General features: G+C 65.9%; 22 protein-coding genes. 19 read left to right on the plus strand and 3 right to left on the minus strand.

The genetic code is table 11. The features are described 5' to 3' along the window. The first annotated feature begins 57 nt into the window (after nucleotides 1-57). Genes KW845_RS26980 through KW845_RS26995 form a run of 4 tightly spaced genes read left to right on the plus strand, consistent with a single transcriptional unit; the run spans nucleotide 58 to nucleotide 6,456 of the window. Entirely contained in the window at nucleotides 58-2,307 is a 2,250-nt protein-coding gene (locus tag KW845_RS26980) for an ABC transporter substrate-binding protein (RefSeq protein WP_218372476.1), read from the plus strand. After that, nucleotides 2,304-3,281, plus strand: coding sequence for an ABC transporter permease (locus KW845_RS26985; protein WP_218372477.1), 978 nt, complete (start codon nucleotides 2,304-2,306; stop codon nucleotides 3,279-3,281). The genes KW845_RS26980 and KW845_RS26985 overlap by 4 nt, the downstream gene beginning before the upstream one ends. Nucleotides 3,282-3,286: 5 nt before the next feature. Continuing rightward, nucleotides 3,287-4,762, plus strand: a complete 1,476-nt coding sequence (locus tag KW845_RS26990) for an ABC transporter permease (RefSeq protein ID WP_218372478.1) — start codon at nucleotides 3,287-3,289, stop codon at nucleotides 4,760-4,762. Further along, nucleotides 4,759-6,456 (plus strand): ABC transporter ATP-binding protein, encoded by a 1,698-nt coding sequence (locus KW845_RS26995; protein ID WP_218372479.1) that lies wholly within the window; start codon nucleotides 4,759-4,761, stop codon nucleotides 6,454-6,456. Before KW845_RS26990 ends, KW845_RS26995 begins: the two co-directional genes overlap by 4 nt. Before the next feature lie 23 nt (nucleotides 6,457-6,479). On the opposite strand, the gene KW845_RS27000 is transcribed toward KW845_RS26995, so the two are convergent. From KW845_RS27000 to KW845_RS27010, 3 genes are all read right to left on the minus strand, one after another. Next, entirely contained in the window at nucleotides 6,480-7,025 is a 546-nt protein-coding gene (locus KW845_RS27000; protein ID WP_218372480.1) for a MarR family transcriptional regulator, read from the minus strand. Between the two features lie 31 nt (nucleotides 7,026-7,056). Continuing rightward, nucleotides 7,057-8,589, minus strand: a complete 1,533-nt coding sequence (locus KW845_RS27005; RefSeq protein ID WP_218372481.1) for a collagen-like triple helix repeat-containing protein — start codon at nucleotides 8,587-8,589, stop codon at nucleotides 7,057-7,059. Between the two features lie 286 nt (nucleotides 8,590-8,875). After that, nucleotides 8,876-10,594 (minus strand): ShlB/FhaC/HecB family hemolysin secretion/activation protein, encoded by a 1,719-nt coding sequence (locus tag KW845_RS27010; RefSeq protein ID WP_218372482.1) that lies wholly within the window; start codon nucleotides 10,592-10,594, stop codon nucleotides 8,876-8,878. A gap of 425 nt (nucleotides 10,595-11,019) precedes the next feature. Between KW845_RS27010 and KW845_RS27015 the strand changes: the two genes are divergently transcribed. The 15 genes from KW845_RS27015 (at nucleotide 11,020) to KW845_RS27080 (ending at nucleotide 25,582) form a co-directional block, all read left to right on the plus strand. Further along, nucleotides 11,020-11,853: an MHYT domain-containing protein gene (locus tag KW845_RS27015; protein ID WP_218372483.1), complete on the plus strand. Its 834-nt coding sequence runs from the start codon at nucleotides 11,020-11,022 to the stop codon at nucleotides 11,851-11,853. 93 nt (nucleotides 11,854-11,946) lie between these two features. Then, a complete protein-coding gene (locus KW845_RS27020) occupies nucleotides 11,947-12,138 on the plus strand; it encodes a Flp family type IVb pilin (protein WP_218372484.1) in 192 nt (63 codons plus the stop codon). Nucleotides 12,139-12,165: 27 nt separating this feature from the next. After that, a complete protein-coding gene (locus tag KW845_RS29565; RefSeq protein ID WP_255592968.1) occupies nucleotides 12,166-12,657 on the plus strand; it encodes a prepilin peptidase in 492 nt (163 codons plus the stop codon). Next, entirely contained in the window at nucleotides 12,645-13,091 is a 447-nt protein-coding gene (locus KW845_RS29570; protein WP_255592969.1) for a TadE/TadG family type IV pilus assembly protein, read from the plus strand. The genes KW845_RS29565 and KW845_RS29570 overlap by 13 nt, the downstream gene beginning before the upstream one ends. A gap of 1 nt (nucleotide 13,092) precedes the next feature. Continuing rightward, on the plus strand, nucleotides 13,093-13,590 hold the full coding sequence (locus KW845_RS27030; RefSeq protein ID WP_218372485.1) for a TadE/TadG family type IV pilus assembly protein: 498 nt from the start codon (nucleotides 13,093-13,095) through the stop codon (nucleotides 13,588-13,590). After that, the gene (gene cpaB, locus KW845_RS27035) at nucleotides 13,587-14,549 is read left to right on the plus strand and encodes a Flp pilus assembly protein CpaB (protein WP_218372486.1); all 963 of its coding nucleotides are present in this window, start codon (nucleotides 13,587-13,589) and stop codon (nucleotides 14,547-14,549) included. The genes KW845_RS27030 and cpaB overlap by 4 nt, the downstream gene beginning before the upstream one ends. 62 nt (nucleotides 14,550-14,611) lie before the next feature. Continuing rightward, nucleotides 14,612-15,988 (plus strand): type II and III secretion system protein family protein, encoded by a 1,377-nt coding sequence (locus KW845_RS27040; protein WP_255592970.1) that lies wholly within the window; start codon nucleotides 14,612-14,614, stop codon nucleotides 15,986-15,988. Next, nucleotides 15,985-17,310: a pilus assembly protein CpaE gene (locus tag KW845_RS27045; protein WP_218372488.1), complete on the plus strand. Its 1,326-nt coding sequence runs from the start codon at nucleotides 15,985-15,987 to the stop codon at nucleotides 17,308-17,310. Before KW845_RS27040 ends, KW845_RS27045 begins: the two co-directional genes overlap by 4 nt. 38 nt (nucleotides 17,311-17,348) lie before the next feature. Continuing rightward, nucleotides 17,349-18,704 (plus strand): CpaF family protein, encoded by a 1,356-nt coding sequence (locus KW845_RS27050; protein WP_218372489.1) that lies wholly within the window; start codon nucleotides 17,349-17,351, stop codon nucleotides 18,702-18,704. Next, a complete protein-coding gene (locus KW845_RS27055; protein WP_218372490.1) occupies nucleotides 18,704-19,627 on the plus strand; it encodes a type II secretion system F family protein in 924 nt (307 codons plus the stop codon). The genes KW845_RS27050 and KW845_RS27055 overlap by 1 nt, the downstream gene beginning before the upstream one ends. A 10-nt stretch (nucleotides 19,628-19,637) precedes the next feature. Next, a complete protein-coding gene (locus KW845_RS27060; protein WP_218372491.1) occupies nucleotides 19,638-20,636 on the plus strand; it encodes a type II secretion system F family protein in 999 nt (332 codons plus the stop codon). Next, nucleotides 20,636-21,508, plus strand: coding sequence for a hypothetical protein (locus tag KW845_RS27065; RefSeq protein WP_218372492.1), 873 nt, complete (start codon nucleotides 20,636-20,638; stop codon nucleotides 21,506-21,508). Before KW845_RS27060 ends, KW845_RS27065 begins: the two co-directional genes overlap by 1 nt. 51 nt (nucleotides 21,509-21,559) lie before the next feature. After that, nucleotides 21,560-21,979 carry a DUF3613 domain-containing protein gene (locus KW845_RS27070; RefSeq protein WP_218372493.1) on the plus strand — a complete coding sequence of 140 codons (420 nt, stop codon included), beginning with the start codon at nucleotides 21,560-21,562 and terminating at the stop codon, nucleotides 21,977-21,979. 27 nt (nucleotides 21,980-22,006) lie between these two features. Continuing rightward, a complete protein-coding gene (locus tag KW845_RS27075; RefSeq protein WP_218372494.1) occupies nucleotides 22,007-24,157 on the plus strand; it encodes a pilus assembly protein TadG-related protein in 2,151 nt (716 codons plus the stop codon). 27 nt (nucleotides 24,158-24,184) lie between these two features. Beyond that, nucleotides 24,185-25,582, plus strand: coding sequence for a sigma 54-interacting transcriptional regulator (locus KW845_RS27080; protein ID WP_218372495.1), 1,398 nt, complete (start codon nucleotides 24,185-24,187; stop codon nucleotides 25,580-25,582). The last annotated feature ends 3 nt before the right edge of the window (nucleotides 25,583-25,585 follow it).

A 25,585-nucleotide genomic window follows, 5' to 3' on the forward strand; every position in this document is an offset into this window, starting at 1 on the left:
GCCTTTGCTATGCTGTGCGGCGGGCTCGATGCGGGATAACTACACGGAAACGGCTTTATGGGTGCATGGCTGCGGCGGATCTCGATGGCGGTGCTGGTGTCGGCGCTGGCGCTGGCCGGCTGTACCCGGGACCCCATCAACAGTCCCTACGAGACCGGCGCCCTGGCCGAAAACACGCTGTATACGGCTTTCGTCAAGCGTTCGCCCAAGTACCTGGACCCGGCGCGCTCGTATTCCACCGACGAAACCCCGTACACCTACAACATCTACGAGCCGCTGTACGGCTACCAGTACCTGAAGCGGCCGTACGAGCTGATCCCGCGCGCCGCGGCCGCTATCTCGCAGCCGCGCTACCTTGACGCGCAGGGCAACGAACTGCCCCCGGACACGCCCGGCGAACAGATCGCCGAAAGTGTCTACGACATCCCGATCCGCCCCGGCATCCTGTTCCAGCCGCATCCGGCCTTTGCACGCGAGGCCGATGGCGGCTACAGCTACTTTCCGCTGCGACCCGGTGAACTCGACGACAAGTTCTACGTGCCCGACTTTCCCAAGACGGGCACGCGCGAACTGACGGCAGACGATTACGTTTATGCCCTGCGCCGCCTGGCCAGCCCGCGCGTGGCCTCGCCCATTTATTCGCTGATGGCCGACTATGTCGTGGGCATGCAGGACTACGGCAAGCGCCTGCTCGAGCGCGATGCCGAACTGCGGCGCGGCCTGCCGTTCGGCCAGCGCGACCTGCCCTGGCTGGACCTGCGCGAAGACGACGGCTTCGACGGCGTACAGGCGCTGGACCCGCATACCTTGCGCATCCGCATCAAGGGCAAGTACCCGCAGTTCAAGTACTGGCTGGCCATGACGTTCACCGCGCCCATACCCTGGGAAGCGGACCGCTTCTACAGCCAGGCCGGCATGGCGGGCCACGATTTGTCGCTGAACACCTGGCCGGTGGGCACCGGCCCCTACATGCTGGCCGAATCGCTGCAGAACAGCCGGCATGTGCTGGCGCGCAACCCCAACTTCCGCGGCGAACCGTATCCCTGCGAAGGCGAGCCGGCCGACCGTGCCGCGGGCCTGCTGCAAGACTGCGGCAAGCCCACGCCCTTCGTCGACCGCGTGGTGTTCAGCGTCGAGAAAGAGGCCGTGCCCCTGACCGGCAAGTTCATGCAGGGCTATTACGACGTGCCGCAGGTCGAGCGCGGCGAATATGGCGTGGCCATGCTGGTGGCGGCCGGCGATTCCGCCGACAAGGCCGAGCTCTACCGCGACCACGGCATCCAGTTGCCCACTGCCGTCGAAACCTCGAGCTGGTACATGGGTTTCAACTGGCTGGACCCGGTGGTGGGCCGCGGCGATACCCCCGAGCAGCAGGAAAAGAACCGCAAGCTGCGCCAGGCCATCAGCATTGCCTTCAATTGGGAAGAATACGTGGCCGTGTTCGAGAACAGCCAGGCCATGGTGGCGCATGGTCCGGTGCCGCCGGGCGTGCTGGGCTATCGCGAGCCGCCCGCGGGCATGAACCCGGTGGTGTACGACCTGGTCGATGGGCAGCCCCGGCGCAAGTCGCTCGATATTGCCCGGCAATTGCTGGCCGAGGCCGGCTATCCCAATGGGCGCAATGCCGAGACCGGCGCGCCCCTGGTGCTGTACTACGACGCCATGACCGGCGGCGGCTCGAATCCGCAGTTCGACTGGATGCGCCGCCAGTTGGCCAAGATCGGCATCCAGATGGATGTGCGCTCTACCGACTACAGCCGCTTCCAGGACAAGATGCGCCGCGGTACCGCGCAAATCTTCTATTGGGGCTGGGTGGCCGATTATCCCGATGCCGAGAACTTCCTGTTCTTGCTGTACGGCCCCAATGGCAAGGCCAAGCAGGGTGGCGAGAATGCCGCCAACTACGACAACCCCGAGTTCGACCGCTTGTTCGAACAGATGAAGTTCCTGGATGACGGCCCCGAGAAAGAAGCCGTCATCGCCCGCATGGTGGCCATCGTGCAGCGCGATGCCCCCTGGATGTTCGGCTACTTTCCCATGTCGGGCGGTGCCTACCAGCAGTGGGTGGGCAATGCCAAGCCTACCCAGATGGTGCGCAACACCTTGCAGTATGTGAAGATCGACCCTGGCCTGCGGGTCAGCAAGGTGCATGAATGGAACACACCGCGGTGGTGGCCGCTGGTGCTGCTGGCCATCGTGCTGGCGCTGGCGATCTGGCCGTCGTATGTGGCGCTGAAACGGCGTGAGCGGCAAACCGCCTTCGGCGCCAGCGTCCGGGCCGCGCCGCCCAAAAAGGAACAGCCATGACCGGCTACGTCATCCGTCGCCTACTGTACGGGGTGCTGATCCTGATCGGCGTGAATCTGTTCACTTTCATCCTGTTTTTTGCCGTCAACACGCCTGACGACATGGCGCGCCTGGCGATCGGCGGGCAGCGGGTCAGCCCGGAAGCCATCGAACGCTGGAAAGTCGAACATGGCTACGATAAGCCGCTGTTCCTCAATACTCAGGCCCAGGGCACGCAGCGGCTGACCGAGACGGTGTTCTACCAGCGTTCGGTGCCTTTGCTGGCGCTGGAATTCGGGTCTTCGGATGCCGGGCACGACATCGGCCGCGAGATCCGCATGCGCATGGGCCCCAGCCTGGCGCTGGCCATTCCCACGTTCTTCCTGGGCCTGTTCGCCAGCGTGGCGTTCTCGCTGCTGCTGGTGTATTTCCGGGCTACCCGGCTCGACTTCTGGGGCGTGGTGCTGTGCGTGATATTGCTGTCGATATCCAGCCTGTTCTACATCATCGCGGGCCAGTGGCTGTTCTCCAAGGTGCTGCGGCTGGTGCCCTATTCGGGCTTTGCGGGCGGCCTGGACGCCGTCAAGTTCCTGGCGCTGCCGGTGCTGGTGGCGATCGTGTCGCGCCTGGGGCCCGAAGCCCGGTTCTATCGGGCGCTGTTCCTGGAAGAGGTCGGCAAAGACTACGTGCGCACGGCGCGCGCCAAGGGGCTGGCCGAGCGTGTCGTGCTGTTTCGCCACGTGCTGCGCAATGCCATGCTGCCCATCCTTACCGGCACGGTCTCGGCCCTGCCGCTGTTGTTCATGGGCAGCCTGATCGCCGAATCGTTCTTCGGCATTCCCGGGCTGGGCAGCTACACCATCGATGCCATCAACTCGCAAGATTTCTCCATCGTGCGCGCCATGGTGTTCCTGGGGTCGGCCCTGTATATCGTGGGGCTGATCCTGGCCGATATTTCATACACGCTGGCTGACCCCCGCGTGCGCTTCGAGTAACCGCCATGCCCAAGTTCGTATTCTTGTGGACGGATATCGCGCTGTTCCTGCTGGTGGCAGCGGTACTGGGCTACATCTGGCGCGTGCGCGCAAGCCCCACCTTGCGCGTCACCTGGGGCCGGGTGGGCCGCGATGCGCCGGCCATGTGTTCGGCCGTCGTGCTGGCCGCGTTCGTGGCGGTGGGGCTGCTGGATTCGATCCACTTCCGGCCGCAATTGCCGCCCGCGCCTGGCGCGGCGGCCGACGCGCCGCCCATCTATGCCCCGGCGGTTCAGTCGGCCCTGGACAGCCTGCTGGCCGGCTCGGTGCTGGCCAGCCCCGAGAAAACCTATTCCGCGCCATTGGCCGCGCGCCAGTTCACCAAGGAAACCGAGCTCATCGAGGGCCATCCCGTGCGCGATTTTCCCCGCTTGCGCAGCGGCGGCGCCCATCTGGATGAGCCCGACACCCAATTGCTGGGCGACGTGTTGCAGCGCCTGGCCTGGGGGCTGGCCGGCGGTGCCGCCGCCGCGCTGGCGGGCGGGGTGCTGCTGTGCGCCGCGCAGGCGCGCGCGCGCGGCGGCTGGCGGCGCGCGCTGTCAGATGTGGCGCGCAGGCGTACCGATGTGCCCTGGCGCGCCATATGGATTACCTATGCCTTGCTGTGCCTGACCGTGGGGGCGGTGGCCGGCCTGGCCAGCGGCTACCACGTGTTCGGCACCGACCGCACCGGCAACGATGTCCTGTGGCAAGCCCTGAAAAGCGTGCGCACGGCGCTGGTCATCGGCAGCCTGACCACCGTGGCCATGCTGCCGCCGGCCATCGGCTTCGGCATCGCGGCCGGCTATTTCAAGGGCAGGGTCGACGACGCCATCCAGTACCTGTACACCACGCTTACCTCGATTCCCGGCGTGCTGCTGGTGGCGGCCTGCGCGCTGATGATGCAGGTGTATATCGACACCCATCCAGACCTGTTCGACACGTCGGCCGCGCGCGCCGACTTGCGCTTGTTCCTGCTGTGCATGATCCTGGGCCTGACCGGCTGGTCCGGCCTGTGCCGGTTGCTGCGCGCCGAAACCCTGAAACTGCGCGAGCTCGAATACGTGCAAGCCGCGCGCGCCTTCGGCGTATCGAACTGGCACATCATGCGCCGCCACTTGCTGCCCAATGTGATGCACATCGTGCTGATTACCGCCGTGCTGGAATTTTCCGGGCTGGTGCTCTACGAGGCGGTGCTGTCCTATCTGGGCATTGGCGTCGATCCCAGCATGAATTCGTTCGGCTCCATGATCGACAGCGCACGCCTGGAAATGTCGCGCGACCCGATGGTGTGGTGGAACCTGCTGACCGCCTTCGTGTTCATGCTGGCCCTGGTGCTGGCGGCCAACCTGTTTGCCGACGCGGTGCGCGAGGCCTTCGATCCGCGTGCGCGTCACTACCGGCCCGGCCGGCTGGCCGAAGGCGTGGCGCCTGCCACGGCCGAGACCGGAGCCCCGCGATGAGCCGCTCCGATCATGCGCTGTTAAGGGTGGATGGCCTGGATGTGGCCATTGCCGGCGATACCGGCCTGACCCACGCGGTCAAGCGCCTGCAACTGGCCATCGAGCGCGGCGAAACCTTCGCGCTGGTGGGCGAGTCGGGCTGCGGCAAGAGCATGACGGCCCTGGCCTTGCTGCGCTTGCTGCCCGACGCCGGCCGCATCGTGGGCGGCCAGATCGCGCTGGACGGCCAGGACTTGAACCTGTTGCCCGAAAGCGCGATGCGCGGCGTGCGCGGCGGCCGTATCGGCATCATCTTCCAGGAACCTGCCACCAGCCTCAATCCGGTCATGCGGGTGGGCGCCCAGATCCTGGAAACCCTGACCGCGCATACCCCGCTGCGCGGCGCCGCCGCGCGTGCGCGGGCCATCGACTGGCTGCGCCGCGTGGGCATACCCGAGCCCGAGCGGCGCATCGACGACTATCCATTCCAGTTTTCGGGCGGCCAGAAGCAGCGGGTCATGATCGCCATCGCGCTGGCCGCCGAACCGGCCTTGCTGATCGCCGACGAGCCCACCACCGCGCTGGATGTGACGGTGCAGGCGCAGGTGCTGGACCTGCTGGCCGATATCCAGCGCGAGATGGGCATGGCTATCTTGCTGATCACCCACGACCTGGCCGTGGTGCGCAACGTGGCCAGGCATGTGGCCTTGATGCGCGGCGGCGAAATCGTGGAAAGCGCGCCGGCCGATGTGTTTTTCGAAACGCCGCGCCATCCCTATGCGCGCCAGTTGTTCGACGCCATTCCCACCTACGGGAAGCGTGGCCGGCCCTTGGCTGGCGGCCAGGCCGCGGCGGCGGCGGCGGCCGCTCCGGCTGCGGCGCCGGTCGTGCCCGTGCCGCCAGGCGAAGTCGTGCTGGACGTACAGGATTTGCTGGTTCACTACCCGGTGCGCAAGGGCCTGCTGCGGCGCATCGATTCATGGGTGCAGGCCGTCAACGGCGTGACTTTTTCCTTGCGCGCGGGCGAGACACTGGCCTTGCTGGGTGAATCGGGCTGCGGCAAGACCACCACCGGCAAGGCCCTGCTGCGGCTGGTAGAGGGCGCCAAGGTGCGGGGGCGCGCGCAACTGCATGGCCAAGACTTGCTGGGTGCCGGCCGCCGTGAATTGCGCCGCCTTCGGCAAGATATCCAGATCGTGTTCCAGGATCCGTACGCGTCGCTGAATCCCCGCATGCGGGTGGGCGACATCCTGGACGAAGGCATCGCCTCGCTGCGGCCCGACCTGGGCGAAGCCGCCAGGCGCGATCGCACCCGCTACCTGCTGCAGCGGGTCGGCCTGCCCGAAGACACCATCAGCCGCTATCCGCATGAGTTTTCCGGCGGCCAGCGCCAGCGCATTGCCATTGCGCGCGCCCTGGCAGTAGAGCCCAAGGTGTTGGTGTGCGACGAGCCCACCTCGGCGCTGGACGTATCCGTGCAGGCACAGATTCTCGACCTGCTGCGTGAGCTGCAGGCCGAACTGGGTATTGCGTATCTGTTCATCACGCACAATTTCGGCGTGGTGGAATACCTGGCAGATCGCATCGCGATCATGCACGACGGGCGTATTGTCGAAGATGGCGAGGCCGATGCCGTGCTGCATGCGCCGCGGCACGAAATGACCCGCCGCCTGCTGGCGGCGGTACCCCGGCTGGCGTTCGGGCCGGTGCGCTGAGCTGCCTCGGCGCACCGCCAGGCTCAATCGTCCAGCCCTTGCACGTGACGGGTTTCCAGCCATACCCGAGTGTCGTGCCGCAAGGCCTTCAGGCATTGGGCCAGGAAACTATGCACGGTCTCCAATTGCGACGTGTCGAAGTTGCGCGACAACAGCGTGACTTCGCGCGCGATGGCATGGCGTTCAACCAGCAGTGCACGGCACTGCTCATCGACCGGCCGGATCACGATGATTCGGCGGTCCAGCGGATGGCGGCCGCGCTCGACATAGCCGGCTGCTTCCAGCCGGTTGATGAGCGCGGTGGCGCCGCCCGGGCTGATGCCCATCAATTGCGCCAGCTGGCCGGTGGGCAAAGAGTCGAACTCGAGTACCAAGTCCAGCGCCTTGAGGTCGACCAGCGCAATTCCCATCTTTTCGGACAAGGCGGCCTGGCAGGCTGCCGTGTAGGCAGCGAATTGCCGCCCGAGCATCAGTGCGATGTCATCTATCATGCCAGGCCGCGTCTCATCGCTTTCGGAAACTGATGCAGGAGGGCGGCGAAGGTGCATCGCAGAATCCAGGTGCAACATGGGTTCACGCTCCGTTGTCCGCCTATCGGGTTTACTTGGCAACGCCGCCCAGGCCGCCGGTCAGGCCGCCCAGCAAGCCACCGAGCAGGCCGCCATTGGCGCCACCGGTGCTGCCGCCGCCCGAGCCACCGCCCGCGCCCGCACCGCCCAGTCCGCCTGTCAGGCCGGTAAGCAGGCCCGTGACAGGAGCGAGCGGGCCGCCGGCGCTATTGTCGGCACCACCGCCCAGCCCGCCGGTCACGCCGGCCAGCAAGCCCGTCACCGGGGCCAGCAGGCCGCCGTTGGCGCCACCGCTGCCGCCATTGCCCGAGCCGCCGCCGCCCAAGCCGCCCGTCAGGCCGTTGACCAGGCCCGTTACCGGGGCCAGCAGGCCGCCATTGGCACCGGTTCCGCCACCCAGGCCACCCAGCAAGCCGGTTACGGGAGACAGCAGGCCGCCTTCGCCACCCGTGCCGCCCAGGCCGCCCAGGCCGCCCAAGCCGCCGGTCAGCGACGCGACCGCCGCCGTGGCGCTACCCAGCGTGGCGCCCAACGGATTCGGGTTGCCGGAAGTGGCATGCACGACACCCCCCAGGCTGGCAACCGCGTTGCCCAGGTTGCTGAGCACGCCGTTGAGCGGGGTGCCATCGGGCAATTGGCCGTTCACGCCGGCCAGCGTGCCGCCGACGCTGGTCAGCAGGCCGGCAACGGGCGCGCCCAGGCCGGTGGCCGCGCCGACTTGCTGCGTCAGGTTGGTAACCTGGCCCGCGACCGGGCTGACCACGCCGTCCAGGCTCTTGCCCACGCCGCCCAGAGCGGGATTCAGGCCCAGCGGCAGTACGTTGTCCACGGTCGAGCCCACGTTGGCCAGGGTCGGCTCCAGGATGGGCTGGGTGTTGCCCCCACCCAGGCCAGCGGTCAGGCCGCCCAGTACGCCAGTCACCGGATTGAGCAGGCCGCCTTCGCCGCCCAACGCACCGGTCAGCGCGCCAACCGCATTGGTGGCATTGCCCAGCACGGTGGTCAAGGGTTGGGGATTGTCGGGGTTGGCGTTGAGCAGGCCGCCCGCGCTGGCGACCGTGTCGCCCAGGCCGCTGACCAGGCCGCCGACGCCGGTACCCAGGCCGCCGGGCAGGCCGGTGCCCGACACGGTGTCGCCCAGATTGCTGACCGCGCCGCCGACTTGCGTCAACACGCCGTCAACCGGCGCACCCAGGCCGGTAGCCGCGCCAACTTGTTGAGTCAGGCCCGTGGCCGTGTCGACTACCGGCGCCAGGGTCGGGTCGAGCGCCTTGCCGATGCCGCCCAGCGCGCCGCCCAGGTCCAGCGGCGCCACGTTGTCGACTGCCGAGCCCGTATTGCCCAGCGTGGTTTCAAGCAGGCCAGCCGGCAGGGGCGACGGCGGCGGGTTGTTGTCGCCGCCACCGCCACCGCCACCGCCGGGATTGCCGCCAGGGTTATTCGAGGCGTGCTTGGAACCACCGCCGCCGCCGCAAGCGGCAAGGGCCGCGGCCAGCGCGGCCGTGACGGCCGTTCTGACCAGGACGCGTTGAACGCGACGTACATTGGAATAATTCGCAGCCATGATTGCACTCCTGTGGGGGACGAGTCGGCGTCATATGCGCCGGTTATGCCCCTTGAAGCACAATCCATGCCAACTTTTTGAAGCACCTGGAAACCGCTGGAAAATAAGCCGCTTCTTTATGAATTTTGTTTTATAAATCAGTGCCTGAAAGCAAAGTTGAGGACTTTCCGTTAACGGGAAGATCTTAAATTTGGGACGTTGCCCATCGTGCGAATGTTACGGTTTCATGGGTATCAGCGTTACGTTACGGGCGATGTTACGTAACGTTGCGGCGGCCTCGCGCAACTTAGAACAAGTCGTAGAACAGTGAATAGTTGGCGTTGAAGCGCAGGTCGCGGTTGCCGTCGTCGACGGTGCGCGAACCCACGGGCTTGGCCACATTCACGTCGAACAAGTAGAACTTGTCGTCCGTGAAGCGCATGCCCAGACCCACCGAGGAAAGGTGTCCCGGATTATTGTCCTGCACAGTCCGGTTGTTGTACCAGGTGCGCGCATAGTCGACGATGGCATATGGCTGCACGCTGTTCAGGTATTTCCAGCCGACGCCGAATCTGCGGTTGATCTCGGCCGACACGCCCACACCCTTGTCGCCGCTTTTTTCGCCTTGCGGATAGCCCATCCCGAAGCGCCAACTGCCGTACGAAACCTGTTCGGAACTGGGCAGCACATCGTCGGTGTATTGCCCGGCGCCGCTGAGCACCAGCCCGAACTGCGCGGGCAGGGAAAAAGTCTGCCGCAAGTCCAGGTTGTAGCGGGTGAAATTCAGGCTGACGTCGGGTACGCCCGTGTAGCCGTAGTTGGTGTCGACCGTCTTGTCCGCGCCCGCGGCGTTGAAACCCTGCGAGACACCCAGGCCGATTTCGGTGGAACGGCTGGGCAGCACGTCGCGATAGCGCAATTCGGCTGTCGCCGCGCGCACATCCACGTCTTGTTGCAGCCAGTAGTTGTTGCTGCGCCCTTCATAGCGGTCTTTGGCATTGACGGCATATACGCCCGCCGTGGCCGTCAGCGAGCGCCGGTTGTTCAGCAGCAGCGGGTAGCTCAGGCCCACGGCCACGCGGTTATTGGTGACTTCGCGGTCATAGCCCAGGCGCTCGACCGCATCGTCCTGGGGCCGTGACTGGTAATGGTGGGCATCGACATGCAGTGCCAGACCGTCCGAGCCCAGCGGCACGGTGATCTCGGCGGCGATATAGCGCACGTCGTCGCTGTTCAGGGGAATGCTGCTGGTCAGCTTCACCTGTTCGCCCAGGGGCGTCAGGCTGTTGCTGGCCACGTTCACCAATGGCTGCATGCCAGTGCCCAGGTCGGCCACGCCGCCATTGGCCGTGACCGGACGCCGCGTGGCAGCCAGCACCAGTTCCGTGGCGCCATCGGCGCGGCGCGGCAAATCCAGGCTGGGCTGGAACTGTACGCCCGGCACGGTGCGCATCAGGTTCAACACGCGTTCCAGGGTCGGCTGCGTCAGCGGCTTTTCTTCGGTCAGCGGGGCGGCCAGGCTTTCCAGGCGGTCGCGGGCGTTGCCGATATCGCCATCGATCCGTACGTTGCCGATGTAACCCTCGACCACGGTGACGGCGACCAGCCCGTTGGCGAACGACTGGTTCTGCAGCAGCGCGAACGACAGCGGGTAGCCACGATCACGGTACAGCGCCGTGATCTTGTTCACTTCGGCCGCCAATTCGCCGACCGTGGTTTCCTTGCCTGCCAGCGGCGCCAGCAGGGCCGACACCTCGTCAAAGGGCAGCGTGCGCACGCCCGACACATCGAAGTTTCGCGGCACGATGCGCTGTGCCAGGCGTGCCTGAACGGCCTGCTGCTCGGGCGTGGGCGCCTGCAAGGTCGGTTGTGGCTGCGGGGCGCCTGTGTTGGCGGGCGTCTGGATGCGGGGCAGGGCGTCCACCGGGTTGCCGCGTAACGGCCCTTCGGCCCGACTGCTGGGCGCAGCCAGGGCGGCCAGCAGCGAAAAAGAGACGAAAACACCGGTGCGCAGGGAAACTGTCATAGGCCGCTATCAGCAGAGTGTGGCGCCCGCGTAACAGTGCCGGTGTCCGCCAAATGAAACAAAATAAATACTAAAAGTTCTTTATGTTGCCATACGGCTAAATATTTGCGGCTAGTGTAGTAATAAAAATATACAAAAACTAGACATCCATATAGTTCATATGCGCAAATTTTGCCGAAATGTAACGTTTATGCTGCATTTTGTTGGTGTTTTTAGTCACTATGTGGACTTATTGTGCAGATAAGTTAGGATAGTCGGAAATATAAAAATAAATTACGTAATAACCCTAATGCTATTTTGTTGTTATTAGTTGAGACTATTTTGCACGTTGTGCAAACAATTTGATTGAGTTGGTTTCCTGACTATTTTTATGAGACTGCGATCGCGGGGCTCCTTGCCAGCGTAGCTGTTGAGCGGAAGCGTTCATGACCCCAGGTGAAATCGTCCCCTTGTCGTTTGGCGCCGGCTTGGTGATCTTGTCTTTTCTGATCGCGGCTTACGGCGCCTATGTGGCCTTGACGGCAGCAGCGCATATCCGCGCGGCCGTGGCCGACGGCCAGTCCTGGCTGCCTTATGTGGGTATTGCGGCGGTATCGCTGGGTGGGATAGGCATCTGGAGCATGCACTTCATCGGCATGCAGGCGCAGTCGATGCCGTTCGAGGCCGGCTACCAGGTGTGGCTGACCTTGCTGAGCTTCTTGCTGGCCGTGCTGTGTTCCGGCGCGGCCCTGTGGTATGTGGCCCGCGCCCGCTTTTCAGTGGGGCGCTGCATCGCCGCAGGCGTGGTGGCCGGCCTGGGCATCGCCGCCATGCATTACGTAGGCATCGCGGCCATGCGCATCCCGGCCTTGTTCCAGTGGAGCCTGCCGCTGATCGTGCTGTCCGTATTGATCGCCGTGGTGGCAGCCACCGCGGCGCTGTGGCTGGCCTTTCATGTGCAGACCACTTGGCAGCGTGCGCTGGCGGCCACCGTCATGGCCGTGGCCGTCTGTGGCATGCACTACACCGCGGCCGCCGCGGGCGCCATGGTGTGCACCACGCCGCGTGGCTTCACCGGCCTGCAGATCGGCGGCGCCTCGCTGCCGTACCTGGTGTTCGGCCTGTCGATTGCCACGCTGGTGCTGCTGCGCTGGCAATTGCACCGCTCATCGCTGCGCTTTCGCCAGAAGTTGGCGCGGCGCGTCGATGCGCTGATCGGATCCAACGCCGCAGCCGTTCCCGTGGGCGATACATCCACGGGAACGCTGGGGCGTGGGTAGAACCCCGGCGGTGCCGGGGCGGGTGGCGAGCCGCCGCAATGGTGCGGCGTCCGCCGGGGTGGTATGGACATGCAAGTGCATGGAGAGAGAGAAATGAAAGAGCAACTTTTGCGGTTCTGGAACGATGAAGAGGGCGTGACCACGCTCGAGTACGCGATTCTGGCGGCGCTGCTGGTGGCGGGTTTGGGAGCAGTTGTTGTGTCGTTGACGACCGGGCTGGAAGGCTTTTTCGACACCATCACCACCAAATTGAATGGTCTCGCTGGCGGCGGCGCTGAAGGCTGATACCGCTATTGCACAAAGGTGGGTGTGTTGTCCCTAGGGGAATCGTTGTGGTGGGTGTTGTTCATCCTGTGGAGTCTGATGCTGGTGCTCGCCGATTGGCGGCACCGGCGGATTCCCAATGTGTTGGTGGCCGCTGCCGCTTGCCTGCAGGTTTTGTGGGCGATCGCCGCGGCAGCGGGCATGGGATGGCAATACTCTCCGCTCTGGCCGGGATGGGGCATGGCGTTGCTGGGTTTCCTGGTGGCGCTGTTGTTCGTGCCGCTGTGGATGTGCCGTGCAATGGGTGCGGGCGACGTCAAGGTCATTGCGGTCTATGGCCTGGCCTTCGGGCCGGTCCGCCTGGCCTTGGTCTTGGCGGTGGGCAGCCTGCTGGCGGGCATGCATGCGGCGTTGTACTGGATCGTCGCGCACTGGTGGGTTCCTTCCGCAAAACTGCGCAAGGTCCCGTACGCCGCCTATCTGGCCATGGGCGCACTCAGCGTGGCGTATACGCTCTTGAGTTCGCGATGGTCTTCGTAGCGTTCTTCATCGTGCTGTACGGCATCATGATGTTTGGAATGATTTTTACCGCGCAGCAGTCTTTGAACCTGGCTGCGCAGGATGCCGCCCGCAAGGCGCTGCAATGGCAAGTGGGCGCCAATCATATGCAGTTGCGTGCCGATGCCGCTCGCGGCGTCGCGCTGCAGCAAGCCGACTGGATCACGAATGTATCCGGCGCCCAGCTGGGTGTGGCGGTGTGCGGCAGTTCCGGCCCCTTGAGTGTCACCGAAGGAGCCGCGTGCAGCGGCCAGACGCTGGCGAACGACCAGATCGAGGTCATCGTCAGCTATCCGTACGGGGCATTCCCGTTGATTCCCAGCCTTCCCTTGATCGATGGCGCCATGGTGCCCGCCCAATTGCAGGCCCGGGCCTCTGTGCGCTTGAGCGACCTGGCTGTCAACGGGGGAGCATGACATGGCAGGCAGGCAGTCTTCAAAGTTGAACGGCAGCGTCCAGCGCCAGCGCGGCGTGGCGGCCATCGAGTTCGCGATGGTGCTCACGGTGTTGCTGCTGATCTTGCTGGCCATCGTGGGCTATGGCGCCATCTTCTGGGCGCAACAACAACTCTCGGCCGCCGCCGGTGAAGGCGCGCGCGCCGGGTTGCAGGCCCGGTACGCGGGCCAGGCCGATATACAGGCGGTGGCGTGCGATGCGGCCGTGAGTGTGTTCGGCCCGGGCACCAAAGTCGAATGCAACCGCACCGGCACGCTGACCCCTTGCACATGGACAGGTGCAGACGGTGCGGCAGTGGGGTGCATGGATGTGGTGCTGCGCTATGACGTGGCGCAGTGGCCCTTGCTGCAATCCTTCCAGAACTTGCTCGGGTGGGTCAGTGGTGCAAAAGGCGACCGCCTGGTCCCGTCGACGCTGAGGTCCCGTGCCACCATTCAAATCACACAGGAGCCGCTATGACCGGCGTAAGTAAGATTCTCGCCGCCGTCTTGCTGGTGGCAGGTATTGTCCTGGCAGCGCTGGCCTACTACCTGGCCAGCCGGCCCGCGCCGCAGCCCGCTGCCGCGCCGGTTGCCGTCGCGCCGGCACCCGTGGAACCCGCCGTGCCGCAGGCCAGCTATCCGGTCGTGCTGGCCTCCAAGGCGCTTCAGGCCGGCACGCGCCTGGACGCCGACATGCTGAAAGTGCAGCAATGGCCGCTGGCATTGAGCCAGGGCTACGCCAAGCCGGAAGACTTGGTGGGCGAGGTGGTGCGGCTGGACATTGCGGCCGGCGAGCCGGTCACCAACCAGATGCTGGCGCAAGGCCTGGCGCGCCAGTTGCACGCCGGCGAGCGCGCGGTGGCCGTTCCCGTCGACGAAATCGTGGGGGCGGGCAATCGCGTCACGCCGGGCGACCTGGTGGATGTGTTCTTCTCCCTTGAAAAGGGCCAGGAAGTGCAGGGCAGCCAGGTGCGCCTGCTGCAGTCGCGCGTGCGCGTGCTGGCCTATGGCGCGCAATCGATCGACGGCCCGCCGGTCGAGGCCGACAAGCCCGCGGTGCAGCGCCCGGCGGCGACGCCGCCGGCGCGTTCGGCGCTGTTGGCGGTGCCGGTGGACCGCGTCAACGAATTGCTGCTGGCCAGCCGCTCCGGCCGCCTGCAATTGGCGCTGCGAGCACCCGATGACGAAACCTTGCCGGATCGCAACCTGTTCGCGCCACGGCAACCGGTCATGGCAGCCCGTGCCGGCTTGAGCGCCGAGCAGCGTGCCGCGCTCGCGGACGGCCCCAACCGCGCTTTTGCCGGCGACAGCCTGGCACAACTGGATGGCCCTGCGCCGCAGCCGGTCAGGCGCTCTGGTGGCGGCGGATCGGGTCCGGGCGGCGGCCGTTCCATCGAAGTCCTGCGTGGCGACAGCGCACAGCGCGTGCCTTATTGACGATGCCTGCCCCGATATCACCCGGCTATCAATCTTCTATGTCGACTCGGATGAAAACCCGTATGCGCGCCTTCCTGATCTGCTCTGCGCTGGCCGTGGCCGGCGCTTTCTACGGCGCACCCGCGGCAGGCCAGGCACGGCCCGCCCAGCCTGCGCCGGTGGCTGCCGCGCCAGCCGCCGTCCAGGAAATTTCCTTGCCGGCCAAGGGGCAGCAATTGCTGCCTTTGCCCGGCACTCCTACCCGCATCGCCGTCGGCGACCCCGACGTGGCCGATGTGAAGATACTGCCCGCGGCGGCCGGCCGTCCGGCTGCCGTCATGTTGATCGGCAAGCAGGCCGGTACGACCCAGGTGCAGGTCTGGGCCCGCGATAGCCGCACCCCCATGACCTGGACAGTGCGCGTAATAGGTGCGGTGCCGGCCGAACTGGCCCGCCGCGGCCAGGCCGGTGGTGCCGAGGTGGACGTGGCCGGCTCCCATGCCTTGGTGTCGGGCCAGGCGTCTTCGGCGTTGTCGCACCAGAACTCGGTGGCGGCCGCAGCGGCCACCGTGGGCAAGGACAAGGTGATCGACGTGGCCACGGCCGGCACCGGCGGCGTGGTGCAGGTCGAAGTCAAGGTCGTCGAACTGTCGCGTTCGGTGATGAAGCAGGTCGGCCTGTCGATGGCGGGCAGCGCCGGCGGCTGGGGGTTCGGGGCAAGAACCTCGCCGGATGGGTTTTCCATTCCCGGCTCTCTTGCCGGCCGCGGCTTGCTCAGCGACGGTTTCAACCTGTTGTTCGATTCCAATAATTTCGGCGCCACGCTGCGCCTGCTGCAAACCAACGGCATGGCCCGGATACTGGCCGAGCCCACGCTGGTGGCGCTGAGCGGCCAAAGCGCCAGCTTCCTGGCGGGCGGCGAGATTCCCATTCCCGAGTCGGGCGGCCTGGGCACGCAGAACGTGGTGTTCAAGCCCTTCGGTATCGGGCTGACGGTGACGCCCACGGTATTGTCGCGCGATCGCATCGCGTTGAAGGTGGCGCCCGAGGCCAGCGAACTGGATTACGTCAACGGCATCCCTATCCTGAACGGCGAGACCGCCACGCTGATCCCGGCGTTGCGCACGCGCCGCGCCGACACCATGGTCGAGCTGGGTGATGGTGAAAGCTTCATCATCAGCGGCCTGGTCTCGCGCCAGACCAAGGCGTCGGTGAACAAAGTGCCGTTCCTGGGCGAATTGCCCATCATCGGTGCGTTCTTCCGCGGTATCGAATATTCGCAAGAAGAGCGCGAACTGGTCATTGTGGTGACGCCACGCCTGGTGCGGCCGATCGCGCGCGGCGTGGCGCTGCCCCTGCCTGGCGACCGCCAGGAACGACCCGACTCGCTGACCAACGCCTGGGGCTATTACTTGATGGGGCCGGCCGGCGGCCAGCAAGTGCCGGGCTTTTCGCGGTGAAGCACATGAAGGCGTATTCCACAGAACTGGCGGGGCTGCAAAGCGGTATCCGGTTTCTCTTTTGCTCGCAAGGCGATGGCGTGGCCGCACAACTGGTCGAGGCGCTGGGGCCCATGGGGGTGTTGACGCAAGAGTCCCCGTCGGTCGAGCAACTGGGACGCAGGCTGGCCGATATCGATCCCAAGATCATCTTCCTGGATTTCACGCTGGCGAGCAGCGACCCTGGCAAGCTGCTGCGTTCGGCCGACCTGGCCCGCACTCTGGCGCGCGTGGCGCCCAACATTCCACGGGTGGCCGTGGGCTTGCTGGGCCAACCCGAAGGGGCGATCGCCGCGCTGCGCGCCGGGGTGACCGATTTTGTCGATCCGTCGGTGGCACCGCAGGAAGTGCGCGAGGTAGTGCAGCGCTTGCTGGACATGCCCGCCTTCGGCGGCGGCGAGGGCGGTTCGCGCCGCGATGTGCTGCTGATCGGCGCGCGGGGCGGGGTCGGCACCAGCACGCTGGCTGCCCATCTGTCCGGCATCGTCCAGGACCGTTACGTGCTGGCGCAATCCGATGCCAATGGCGCGCGCAAGCCGGCCGACAGCGCCGCCATGTTGCCGTTGGGCTCGCGCGTGGCCTTGCTGGACCTGGGTTGGCCCATCGGCGACGCGCAGTTGTACGTGAACGTGGCTGGCGATTTTGATCTTGCCGAGGCCGCGCGCAACCTGCAGCGGCTCGATGCCACCCTGCTGGGTTCCGCCATGGCGCATACCCGCGACGGGCTCAGCGTGATGGCGCTGCCGCGCGATCCGGCGCAGATGAACCACATGTCGCAGTCCGATTCGCTGCTGGTGTTCGAGCGGATGCGCCAGCACTTCGGCCTGATGGTGACCGACACCGGCGGGTTTTCCAATATGGATTTCGTGGCGGGCCTGGCGCGCAGTTCGCACACCAACTGGATCGTCACCGACCAGAGCGTAAGTTCGCTGGTGGCGTTGTCCGGTGTGCTGCAGGACCTGGAACGGCGCCATGTAGAGCGCAGTTCGCTGGGCCTGGTGGTCAACCGCTATGACGAGCGCTACGGCATGACTGCCCAGCAAATCGCCGAGCGGTTCCAGCTGGAACTGGTGGGCACGCTGCCCGACCGGGCCCTGGCATTGATGGTGTGCACCAACCAGGGCCGCCTGCTGCACCAGGACGCCGAGCGCGACGTGTATGTGCGCGGGGTGCAGGCGCTGGCCGAGAAATTGTGCAATGAAACATTGCATGCTGCCGGACGCGGCAGTTGGCTGGCAACCTGGCTGCCCGGCGTGCACCGGCGCATGCTGATTGCCGAGTAGTGGCCCAGGGTACGCATAGGTATTGAACAGGACCCGACATGATCATGACAGCCACGATTCAATTCGGCCCCGAGGGCGACAAGAGTTTTGTGGGATCTGCCCGCTACCAGGAAGTGAAGTCGGCAGCCTACGAGCACCTGCTCTCGCGCATCGAAGAGCTGGGCGCCGAGTTCGGCCGCTGGGCCCGCGACGCCATCCAGGACTTCGTCGATATCGAAGTGGCCAGCTTCGCGCGCACCCGGCGCATGGCCATCAATGAAGGCGAGATGCGGCACATTGCCGAGGCGCTGACCAAAGAACTGGCCGGCCTGGGGCCGCTGGAAGACTTGCTGGCCGATCCGGCGGTGGAGGACATCCTGATCAACGGCTATGACAATGTCTTCGTGTCGCGCGGCGGCGTGCTGTCGCGCGAATCGCTGGGGTTTTCCGATAACCAGCACGTGCTGCGCATCGTGCGGCGCATCCTGGCGCCCATCGGACGGCGGCTGGATGAGTCCAGCCCCATGGTGGATGCGCGCCTGCCCGACGGCGGCCGCCTGAACGTCGTGATCGAGCCGCTGGCAGTCGACGGCCCCATGGTGTCGATCCGCAAGTTCCGCAAAGATCCGCTGAAGCCGGCCGACCTGCTGACGCTGGGTACATTCAATGAAGAAATCCACCGCCTGCTGAACATGGCGGTGGCCAATCGCTGCAATATCCTGGTGTCTGGCGGCACCAGCTCGGGCAAGACGTCGCTGCTCAATGCGCTGGCATTTTTCGTTCCCGCCAACGAACGCGTTGTCACCGTCGAAGACACGGCCGAGCTGTCGTTGAACCACCCGCACGTGGTGCGGCTGGAATCGCGCCAGGGCGGCTTCGACGGCAACGGCCTGGTCACGATCCGGGACCTGATCCGCAACAGCCTGCGCATGCGGCCCGATCGTGTCGTGGTGGGCGAAGTGCGCGGCGCCGAAGTGATGGACATGCTGCAGGCCATGAACACCGGCCACGAAGGTTCGATGGCCACCATCCATGCCAATTCGCCGCGCGAATGCCTGTACCGTATCGAGATGCTGGCCGGTTTCGCCGGTTTCCAGGGCAGCGAAGACAGCCTGCGCCGGCAGATCGCCAGCGCGCTGGACTTCATCGTGCAGATCGGCCGCCTGCCCAACGGCAAGCGGCGCGTGTTGTCGGTGACCGAAGTCACAGGTATGGGCGATAGCGTTATCGCCACGCAGGAACTGTATCGGCACGAAGTCTTCCTGACTCCGGAAGGCGAAGAGAAAGACACCTGGACCTGGCTGGGCGTGCATCCGCACACGCCCAAGCTGGCCAAGCTGCGCGACGAGCTGCGCGCCAGCGCGGCGGCGCAGGAAGACCCTTCCGGCGGCGGCTTCTGGGGGCGGAGGCGCTGATGGCGGCTGCATGGATATTCGCTGGCCTGGCGCTGGCCATGATGCTGGGGGCGGCGCTGTTGTGGCGTGCTGCCGGGCAAGGCCAACGGCGCGAAGCGACCTCGGTATTCCTGGAGCGCCAACTCAGCCAGGGCCGGCAGAGTGCGCGCGACGACGACGGCGACGCGCGCCAGACCGCGCTGCGCAGCGGCGTCGAACACTGGGACATCCTGCTGCGCTGTGCCGGCATCCCGCAGACGCCCGGCCTGTATATCGGCATGGCGGGCATCCTGTCGCTGGGCATCCTGCTGGCGGCCATATTCGGCGGCCCGGTGTCGGCCGTCGTGGCTGGCGCCATGTTGTTGATTGCCATGTATTTCTATATCTGGCTGCGGGCCGACCGGCGGCGCGGACGCATGTTCGACCAGCTGCCCGAAATGCTGGACACCATGGTGCGCATGATCACCATAGGCAACAGCATGGCGGCGGCCTTCCAGGCGGCCGCGGCCAACACCAATGAGCCGTTGCGCGAAGTGGTCGAAAAGGCGGCGCATCTCAGCCGTTCGACACAAGAGCTCGATGCGGCCCTGGCGCATGTGGCCCGCCAATACGGGTTCGAGGAACTGCGCCTGCTGGCGGCGGTGGTGCGCGTGTCGCAGAAGTTCGGCGGCCGCAGCGATGTCGTGCTGGAACGCATTGCCGCCTTCATGCGCGATGTGGCGCAGGCGCGCGGCGAACTGGTCGCGGCCTCGGCCGAGATCCGCTTGTCGGCCTGGGTGCTTGCGCTGATGCCGCTGGGCATTGCCTGCTACATCATGCTGACCAATAACGCGATGTTCATGGATATGTGGGACGACGCGCTGGGCTTCAAGATGTTGATGGCGGCGCTGGGCCTGCAGGTGGCCGGCTCATATTGGTTGTACCGCATGACCAAGTCCATATGACGGGGCCGACATGGATTTCCTGACCGCTCCTGCCTACTCGGGCTTGCTGGCCGCCGGTGTCCTGCTGGTGGCCTTGGCGCTGTTGATCGCCGCCGTGGGCATGGCCTTGCGGCTGCGCGGGCAGACGCGCAGCATGCAGGTGGTCGAGCAGGCGCTGGCGGGGCGCAGCCCCACGTCCGCCGCCGCACCTGCCAGCCCACCCCAGCCGATCGGCCGCCTGGCTACCCTGGCGCAAAGCACGGATGCGTTGGGCAAGCGCCTGGGCGAAGGCCGTCTGGCCGAATCGTTGTTGCCCGAAGAAGACAACAAGCTGATCGAGCTGGCCGGTTATGCGAATGTGGCCCATGCCCGCGCACGCTATGCCGCAGTGCGCTTCGGCCTGGCGCTGGCCTTGCCGGTGGCGGCGGTGCTGCTGCGCAGGGCGTGGCTGGGCCCGGGTTCGCTGATGGTCATGGTGTTCACCTTGTTGATCGGCTTCGCGGTGGGCTACATGCTGCCCAAATGGCTGCTTGCGCGGCGCGTGAAGGCGCGCAAGCGACAGGCCGCCAAGGAACTGCCGCTGCTGGTAGACCTGTTGCGGCTGCTGCAGGGCGTGGGCCTGTCGGTGGATCAGAGCCTGAGCGTGATCGTCAACGATTTCAAGGCGGTGTTGCCGGTACTGGGCCACGAGCTGGGCGCCGCCACTGCCGTGTATGCACGTGGACGCACGCGCGAACAATCGCTGGCAAGATTGGCGCAGGGGTTCGACAACGACGATCTCGCGGCCATCTGCCGGCTGCTGGTGCAGGTGGACCGCCACGGCGGTGCCGTGCAAGAGCCCTTGAACCGTTTTGCACAGCGCATCCGCGACAAGCGGCGCTTCGAGCTCAAGGAAAAAATCGGTCGGCTGACCGTCAAGATGACCGGCGTAATGATCCTGACCCTGCTGCCCGCGCTGCTGATCGTGACAGGCGGCATGGGCATCTTGTCGGTGCTGCGCGGGCTGTCGCGTATTGCAGGAGGAATGTAATGGGACGCTTGTCGCGACCGTATGGTGCGCTGGCTGCCGTGCTGGGTGCCGTCTTGCTGGCGGGTTGCCAGGGCAACAAGATGGAATCCGCCTGGGAACTGATCCAGCAGCAGCAACAAGAGCAGGCCCTGATGCGGCAGGCCGAAAACGACGTGGACCTTGGCAAGCAGCCCACCGAGCCGCAGCTGATGCTGGCGCTGATTCGCGAAACCCAGGCCCAGGGGCGCTATTTTGCTTCGCTGGCCTACATCGATGCCTACCGGCAGCGCTTCGGCGCCAGCGACCAACTGGCCACATTGCAGGCCGACGCCCTGCGGCGCACAGGCCAGGAAGAGCAGAGCGAGGCGGCCTACCGCAAGCTGCTGGGCGGCGCGCAGGCCGCGCAAGGCTGGCACGGCCTGGGCCTGCTGGCCGGCGCGCGTGGCGATTTTTCCCAGGCGGCGCAAGACCTGGAGCGTGCCGCGCAGCTATCCCCCACGGATGCGCAGATGCTGGGCGACCTGGGCTATGCGCGGCTGCGCGCCGGCGATAGCGCCGCTGCGCGCGTGCCGCTGGGCAAGGCCGCCGAACTCGACCCATCCAATACCAAGGTGCTGGCCAATATGGCTTTGCTGCTGGTGGTCGAGGGCAACGCGATGCAGGCCCAGCAACTGATGGACCGCGCCAATCTGGGGCAGGAAGCGCGCAGCCAGATATTCCAGTTGGCCAGCCAGATGCAGTGGCAGGCGCAGGGCCCGGCGCAGCCGGCAAGTGCGTCGCACGCCACGGGCGCGGTGCGCCAGGTAACGCAGGTGTCCAGCGGACGCGACGTGGTCATGCCCATGTTGCAGCCCGTGATGGACCGCATGATCAACCCGCCCATGGTGCAGTAGGGCGGCGCTGGCCGCGTGGCCCCCGGATTTTCGAACTTGATAGAGACAACCATGTCCCGATACTTTCTTCGTCATGCGCTGGTCCTGGCCGTGGCTCTGCCCTGGGCGGCGTGCGCGCAGGTGAATCCCCCCTTGACGGGAGCGGCGGCCGCGCAACCCGCCGCCGCGGCCACGCAGGCCATGCCCGACCGCCCCGTGGTACGGCAGATGCAAACGCCGATGCCGGCGGTTGCCGCACCGGCACCGGCCGTTGCCGCCAGCACGCCGGCCGCCAGCACCCCCGAGCGCAGCGACGCGATGGGCGATGTCACGCGTGGCCTGCTTGCTGCCCAGGCCGACGGGCGGCGTGCCGGCGGGGCGCTGCCCATTCTGGGGCCCGTGTCCACCGCGTCCTGGGACCGCTACCTGGAAAGCTTCCGCCAGCCGATCCCGCAATGGTTCACCGAAAGAGTCAAGACGGACAGCAAATAGTTGCGTTCTTACCGATACCGGCCAGTCATGAGCCCTTTGCCGCATCATTCGCCCGTACGCGCCCGCCAGCGCGGCTCGATTGCCGTGTCGGCGGCGTTCGCCGTGTTGATCGGCCTGGTGGTGCTGTTGTCGGTACAGGTGGGCTACCTGTTCTACATGAAGCGCGAGCTGCAGAAAGCGGCCGACCTGGCGGCCCTGTCGGCGGCGCAGGTGCTGGTCGCGGGCGACGATGCCTGCGCCGCCGGGGCCTCCCCGACCCTCCTGGCGGCCAAGGGCGCCGCCGTCAAGAACGTGGCGGGCATCGTCGACACCATCGCGGCCAGCGATGTCACCGTCGACTGCAAGTTGTGGGACCCCAACCGGCCGGATGCCGGCGGCATGTATCTATTCGATCCGGATCCGTCCAAGGGCGAGCGCCTCAATGCCGTGCGGGTACGCATCGACAAGGCGCTGGGTGCCTTGATCCCCAGCGTGGTCGGCGGTTGGATAGGCGGAACGCAAGCCAGCGTCGTGGCCGTCGCCGCGGCTTCCAAGCCGACCGCCGCCTTCAGCGTGGGATCGAAACTGCTCGGCACGGAGTCGACGGGTGCGCTGATGAGCCTGCTGCGCGTGGTGGGGGTCGATCCGGATCTCAGCCTGGTCGGGTACGAAGGGCTGGTCGGCGCCACGATCACCCCTGCCGGGCTCTTGCGCGAATTGGGCATACCGGTCACGGCCGACCTGAATGTGGGCGATCTCAATGCACTGCTCGCCGCCAATCAGGTCAGCGTGGGCCAACTGCTCGATGCCGTGGTGAACCTGGCGGGCCATGATGAACTGCTGGGCTTGAATGCGGCGGTGCTCAATGCCATCGGCGCCAGCCTGAACATGGACAGCCTGAACGTCCAGCTCGGCACGGAAGCGGCAGAGGGCGCGATGCGCGGCCTGTTTGCCGCCATCACGGCGCCGACCACGGCGCAAGAGGCGCTGGGCATCAAGCTCGATGCCCTGGGCCTGATCACCAGCGCGATCGGCGTGGCCACGGCCGGCAACGCGGCTGCCATCGATATCCCGGCCTCGGGCCTCTTGAGCGCGCTGGGGCTGGATCTCAGTGTCAAGGCTGCGGTGGTCGAGCCACCGTCCATTGGTATCGGGCAGGCGCGCCATGGCGCAATACCGGGCGCCAGGGCCTATACGTCGCAGATCCGCCTCAACCTGAATATCGGCACCAGTTCGTCCGGCCTGGGCGGGCTGCTGGGCGCGTTGGGCACGTCGATCACGCTGCCCATTTTCGTGGATGTGGTGAACGCGCAGGGCGAACTCACCGAAACCATGTGTTCGGAGCGTCCGCGCAAAGCGGCCGTCGAGGTCAAGTCGGCGGTGCTGGGCGCCTGCCTGGGCAAACCGATTTCCATGGCCGATGCGTTCTCGAAAAAAGACATGTGCGCGACCAACATGAGCGCGGACACGGAATTCGTCCGCTTGCTGGGGGTATCGCTGCTGCATGGCAAGGTGGCGCCGCTATCGATATTGCCCGCGCCGGCAGAGGAAGTCATCGTGGCCGAAGACGGCCCTCCCGTCTCGACTTCGGCCAATCCGCTTGCCCTGGGCGCCACCATCTCGGGCCTGCTTGACGAACTGCTCAGCGGATCGCTCAGCGGCGGGACGCAGACCAAGGTCGACCCGTTGCCGGCCGATACGGCCCAGACCCTGGCCGACAATTACCTGAATCGAATCGGTCCAAGCATTACCGGCACCGAAATCAGCCGGATCAAGAACTGGATGGATACAGACGGGCTGGTCTGGAAGCGCCCGGGCGGCTTGCTGGGGCTGACTTCCGTCACGATGCCCGAAGAATGGGTCGCCAAGGTGGCCTCGTGCCGGTCAGGCAGTACCTATGGCCGGGACTGCGTGCGCGGCAGGCTGGTGTCTTCGCTGCAATCTCCCAATCAATGCGGCCTGTTGAGTTGCATCCTGGATCCGATCGTGGGCCTGCTGCTGGGAACCGGCGATGGCGCCAATGGGCTGTTGCAGACGATCCTGAAGCCGATCGTCGAATTGCTGAAGTTGGTTGCCCCCGCGCTGGATGGCGTCGGCGGCGCGCTGTCGTCGTTGCTGAACACGCTGGGCCTGAACCTGGGGCCGGTCGATGTGCAATTGCATTCGATCGATTGCGGCCAGGTCAGCCTGGTGTATTGACAAGAAAAGTAAGGAAACTCAGAAGGGATGTCCAAGCCTGCAATTCGCGACGATTTCGATCTCTACGTCTGGGAAGGTTCCTCGGATATCGCGGCGCGCGCCGAGCGCTGTCTGGCCGGCATGGACATCACGGTGATGCGCGCCGATGCCGGCACGGCCTTCCCGCCGCCGCGCGACGTCACGCGTACGGCGGTTGCGCTGGTCTCGGTTTCGGTCATGGGCGACAAGCGTTTCAGCGGCCATGACTGGCTGGCATCGCAGGGCATGCCCGTCATCTGGGTGGCGGCCGAAGTGCGCGGCCATGATCCGCGCTTTTATCCGCCCGCGTATTCGCATACGCTGCCGCTGATGTTCACCGCGCCGGAACTGCGCAAGCAGCTCTTTGACCTGCTGGGCTCGCTGGATCGTGCCGACCGCCAGGTCGAACGCCGCGAACAGCCGTTCGTGGCCGTGTCCGAATCCATGCGGGCCTTGCTGGCCGAGGCGCAGATGTTCGCCGACTGCCGCAACAATGTATTGATCCATGGGCAGACCGGGGTGGGCAAAGAGCGGGTGGCGCGGCTGTTGCACGATCGCGCTGCCTGGGCCGAAGGGCCGTTCGTGGCCGTCAACTGCGGCGCCATCCCCGAAGGCTTGTTCGAGGCGCATTTCTTCGGCCATGCCAAGGGCGCTTTCACCGGCGCGGTCGGCGCCCACAAAGGATATTTCGAGCAGGCCGATGGCGGCACGCTGTTCCTGGACGAAATCGGCGACCTGCCGCTCTACCAGCAAGTGAAGCTGCTGCGCGTGCTGGAACAGAGTACCGTCACGCGGCTGGGCTCGACCGTCGCGGTACCTGTGGATTTCCGCCTGGTGGCGGCAACCAATAAAGATTTGCGCGAACTGTGCGCGCAGGACGAGTTCCGGTCCGACCTGTACTACCGCCTGGCCGTCATCGAGCTGTACATCCCCAGCCTGCAAGAGCGGGGCCCGGAAGAAAAAATGGCCATCTTTCGCACGCTGCTCCAGCGCCATGGCGCAGGCGCAGGCGAAATGCCGCCCGGCTGGCTGCTGGAACGCGTGGCCAATACGGCCTATGCCGGCAATGTGCGCGAATTGTCGAACGTGGTTGAGCGCGTGGCCATCGTGCGCCGCCAGTTCCAGGCCTGGGACAGGCCGCGCATCGAGCAGATATTCGACCGGCTGGCGGCCACGCCGGCCAAGGCTGCCATGGTGCTGGCCGCGGACACAGACGATGCGTGGTCGGATGCCGAACGCACCGAACGCAATCGCATTCTGGCGGCCCTGGAATCCCATGGCTGGCGGCGGCAAGACACCGCCCATTACCTGGGCATCAGCCGCAAGGTGTTGTGGGAAAAAATGCGCAAGCTGCGGCTGGGCAATAACCAGGGCGAATTGGCCGAAGGCCTGGCCGAACCCTTGTAGGCG

This window comes from Bordetella sp. BOR01 (assembly GCF_019218885.1).
In the GTDB taxonomy this organism is placed as follows: Bacteria; Pseudomonadota; Gammaproteobacteria; order Burkholderiales; family Burkholderiaceae_B; genus Bordetella_A.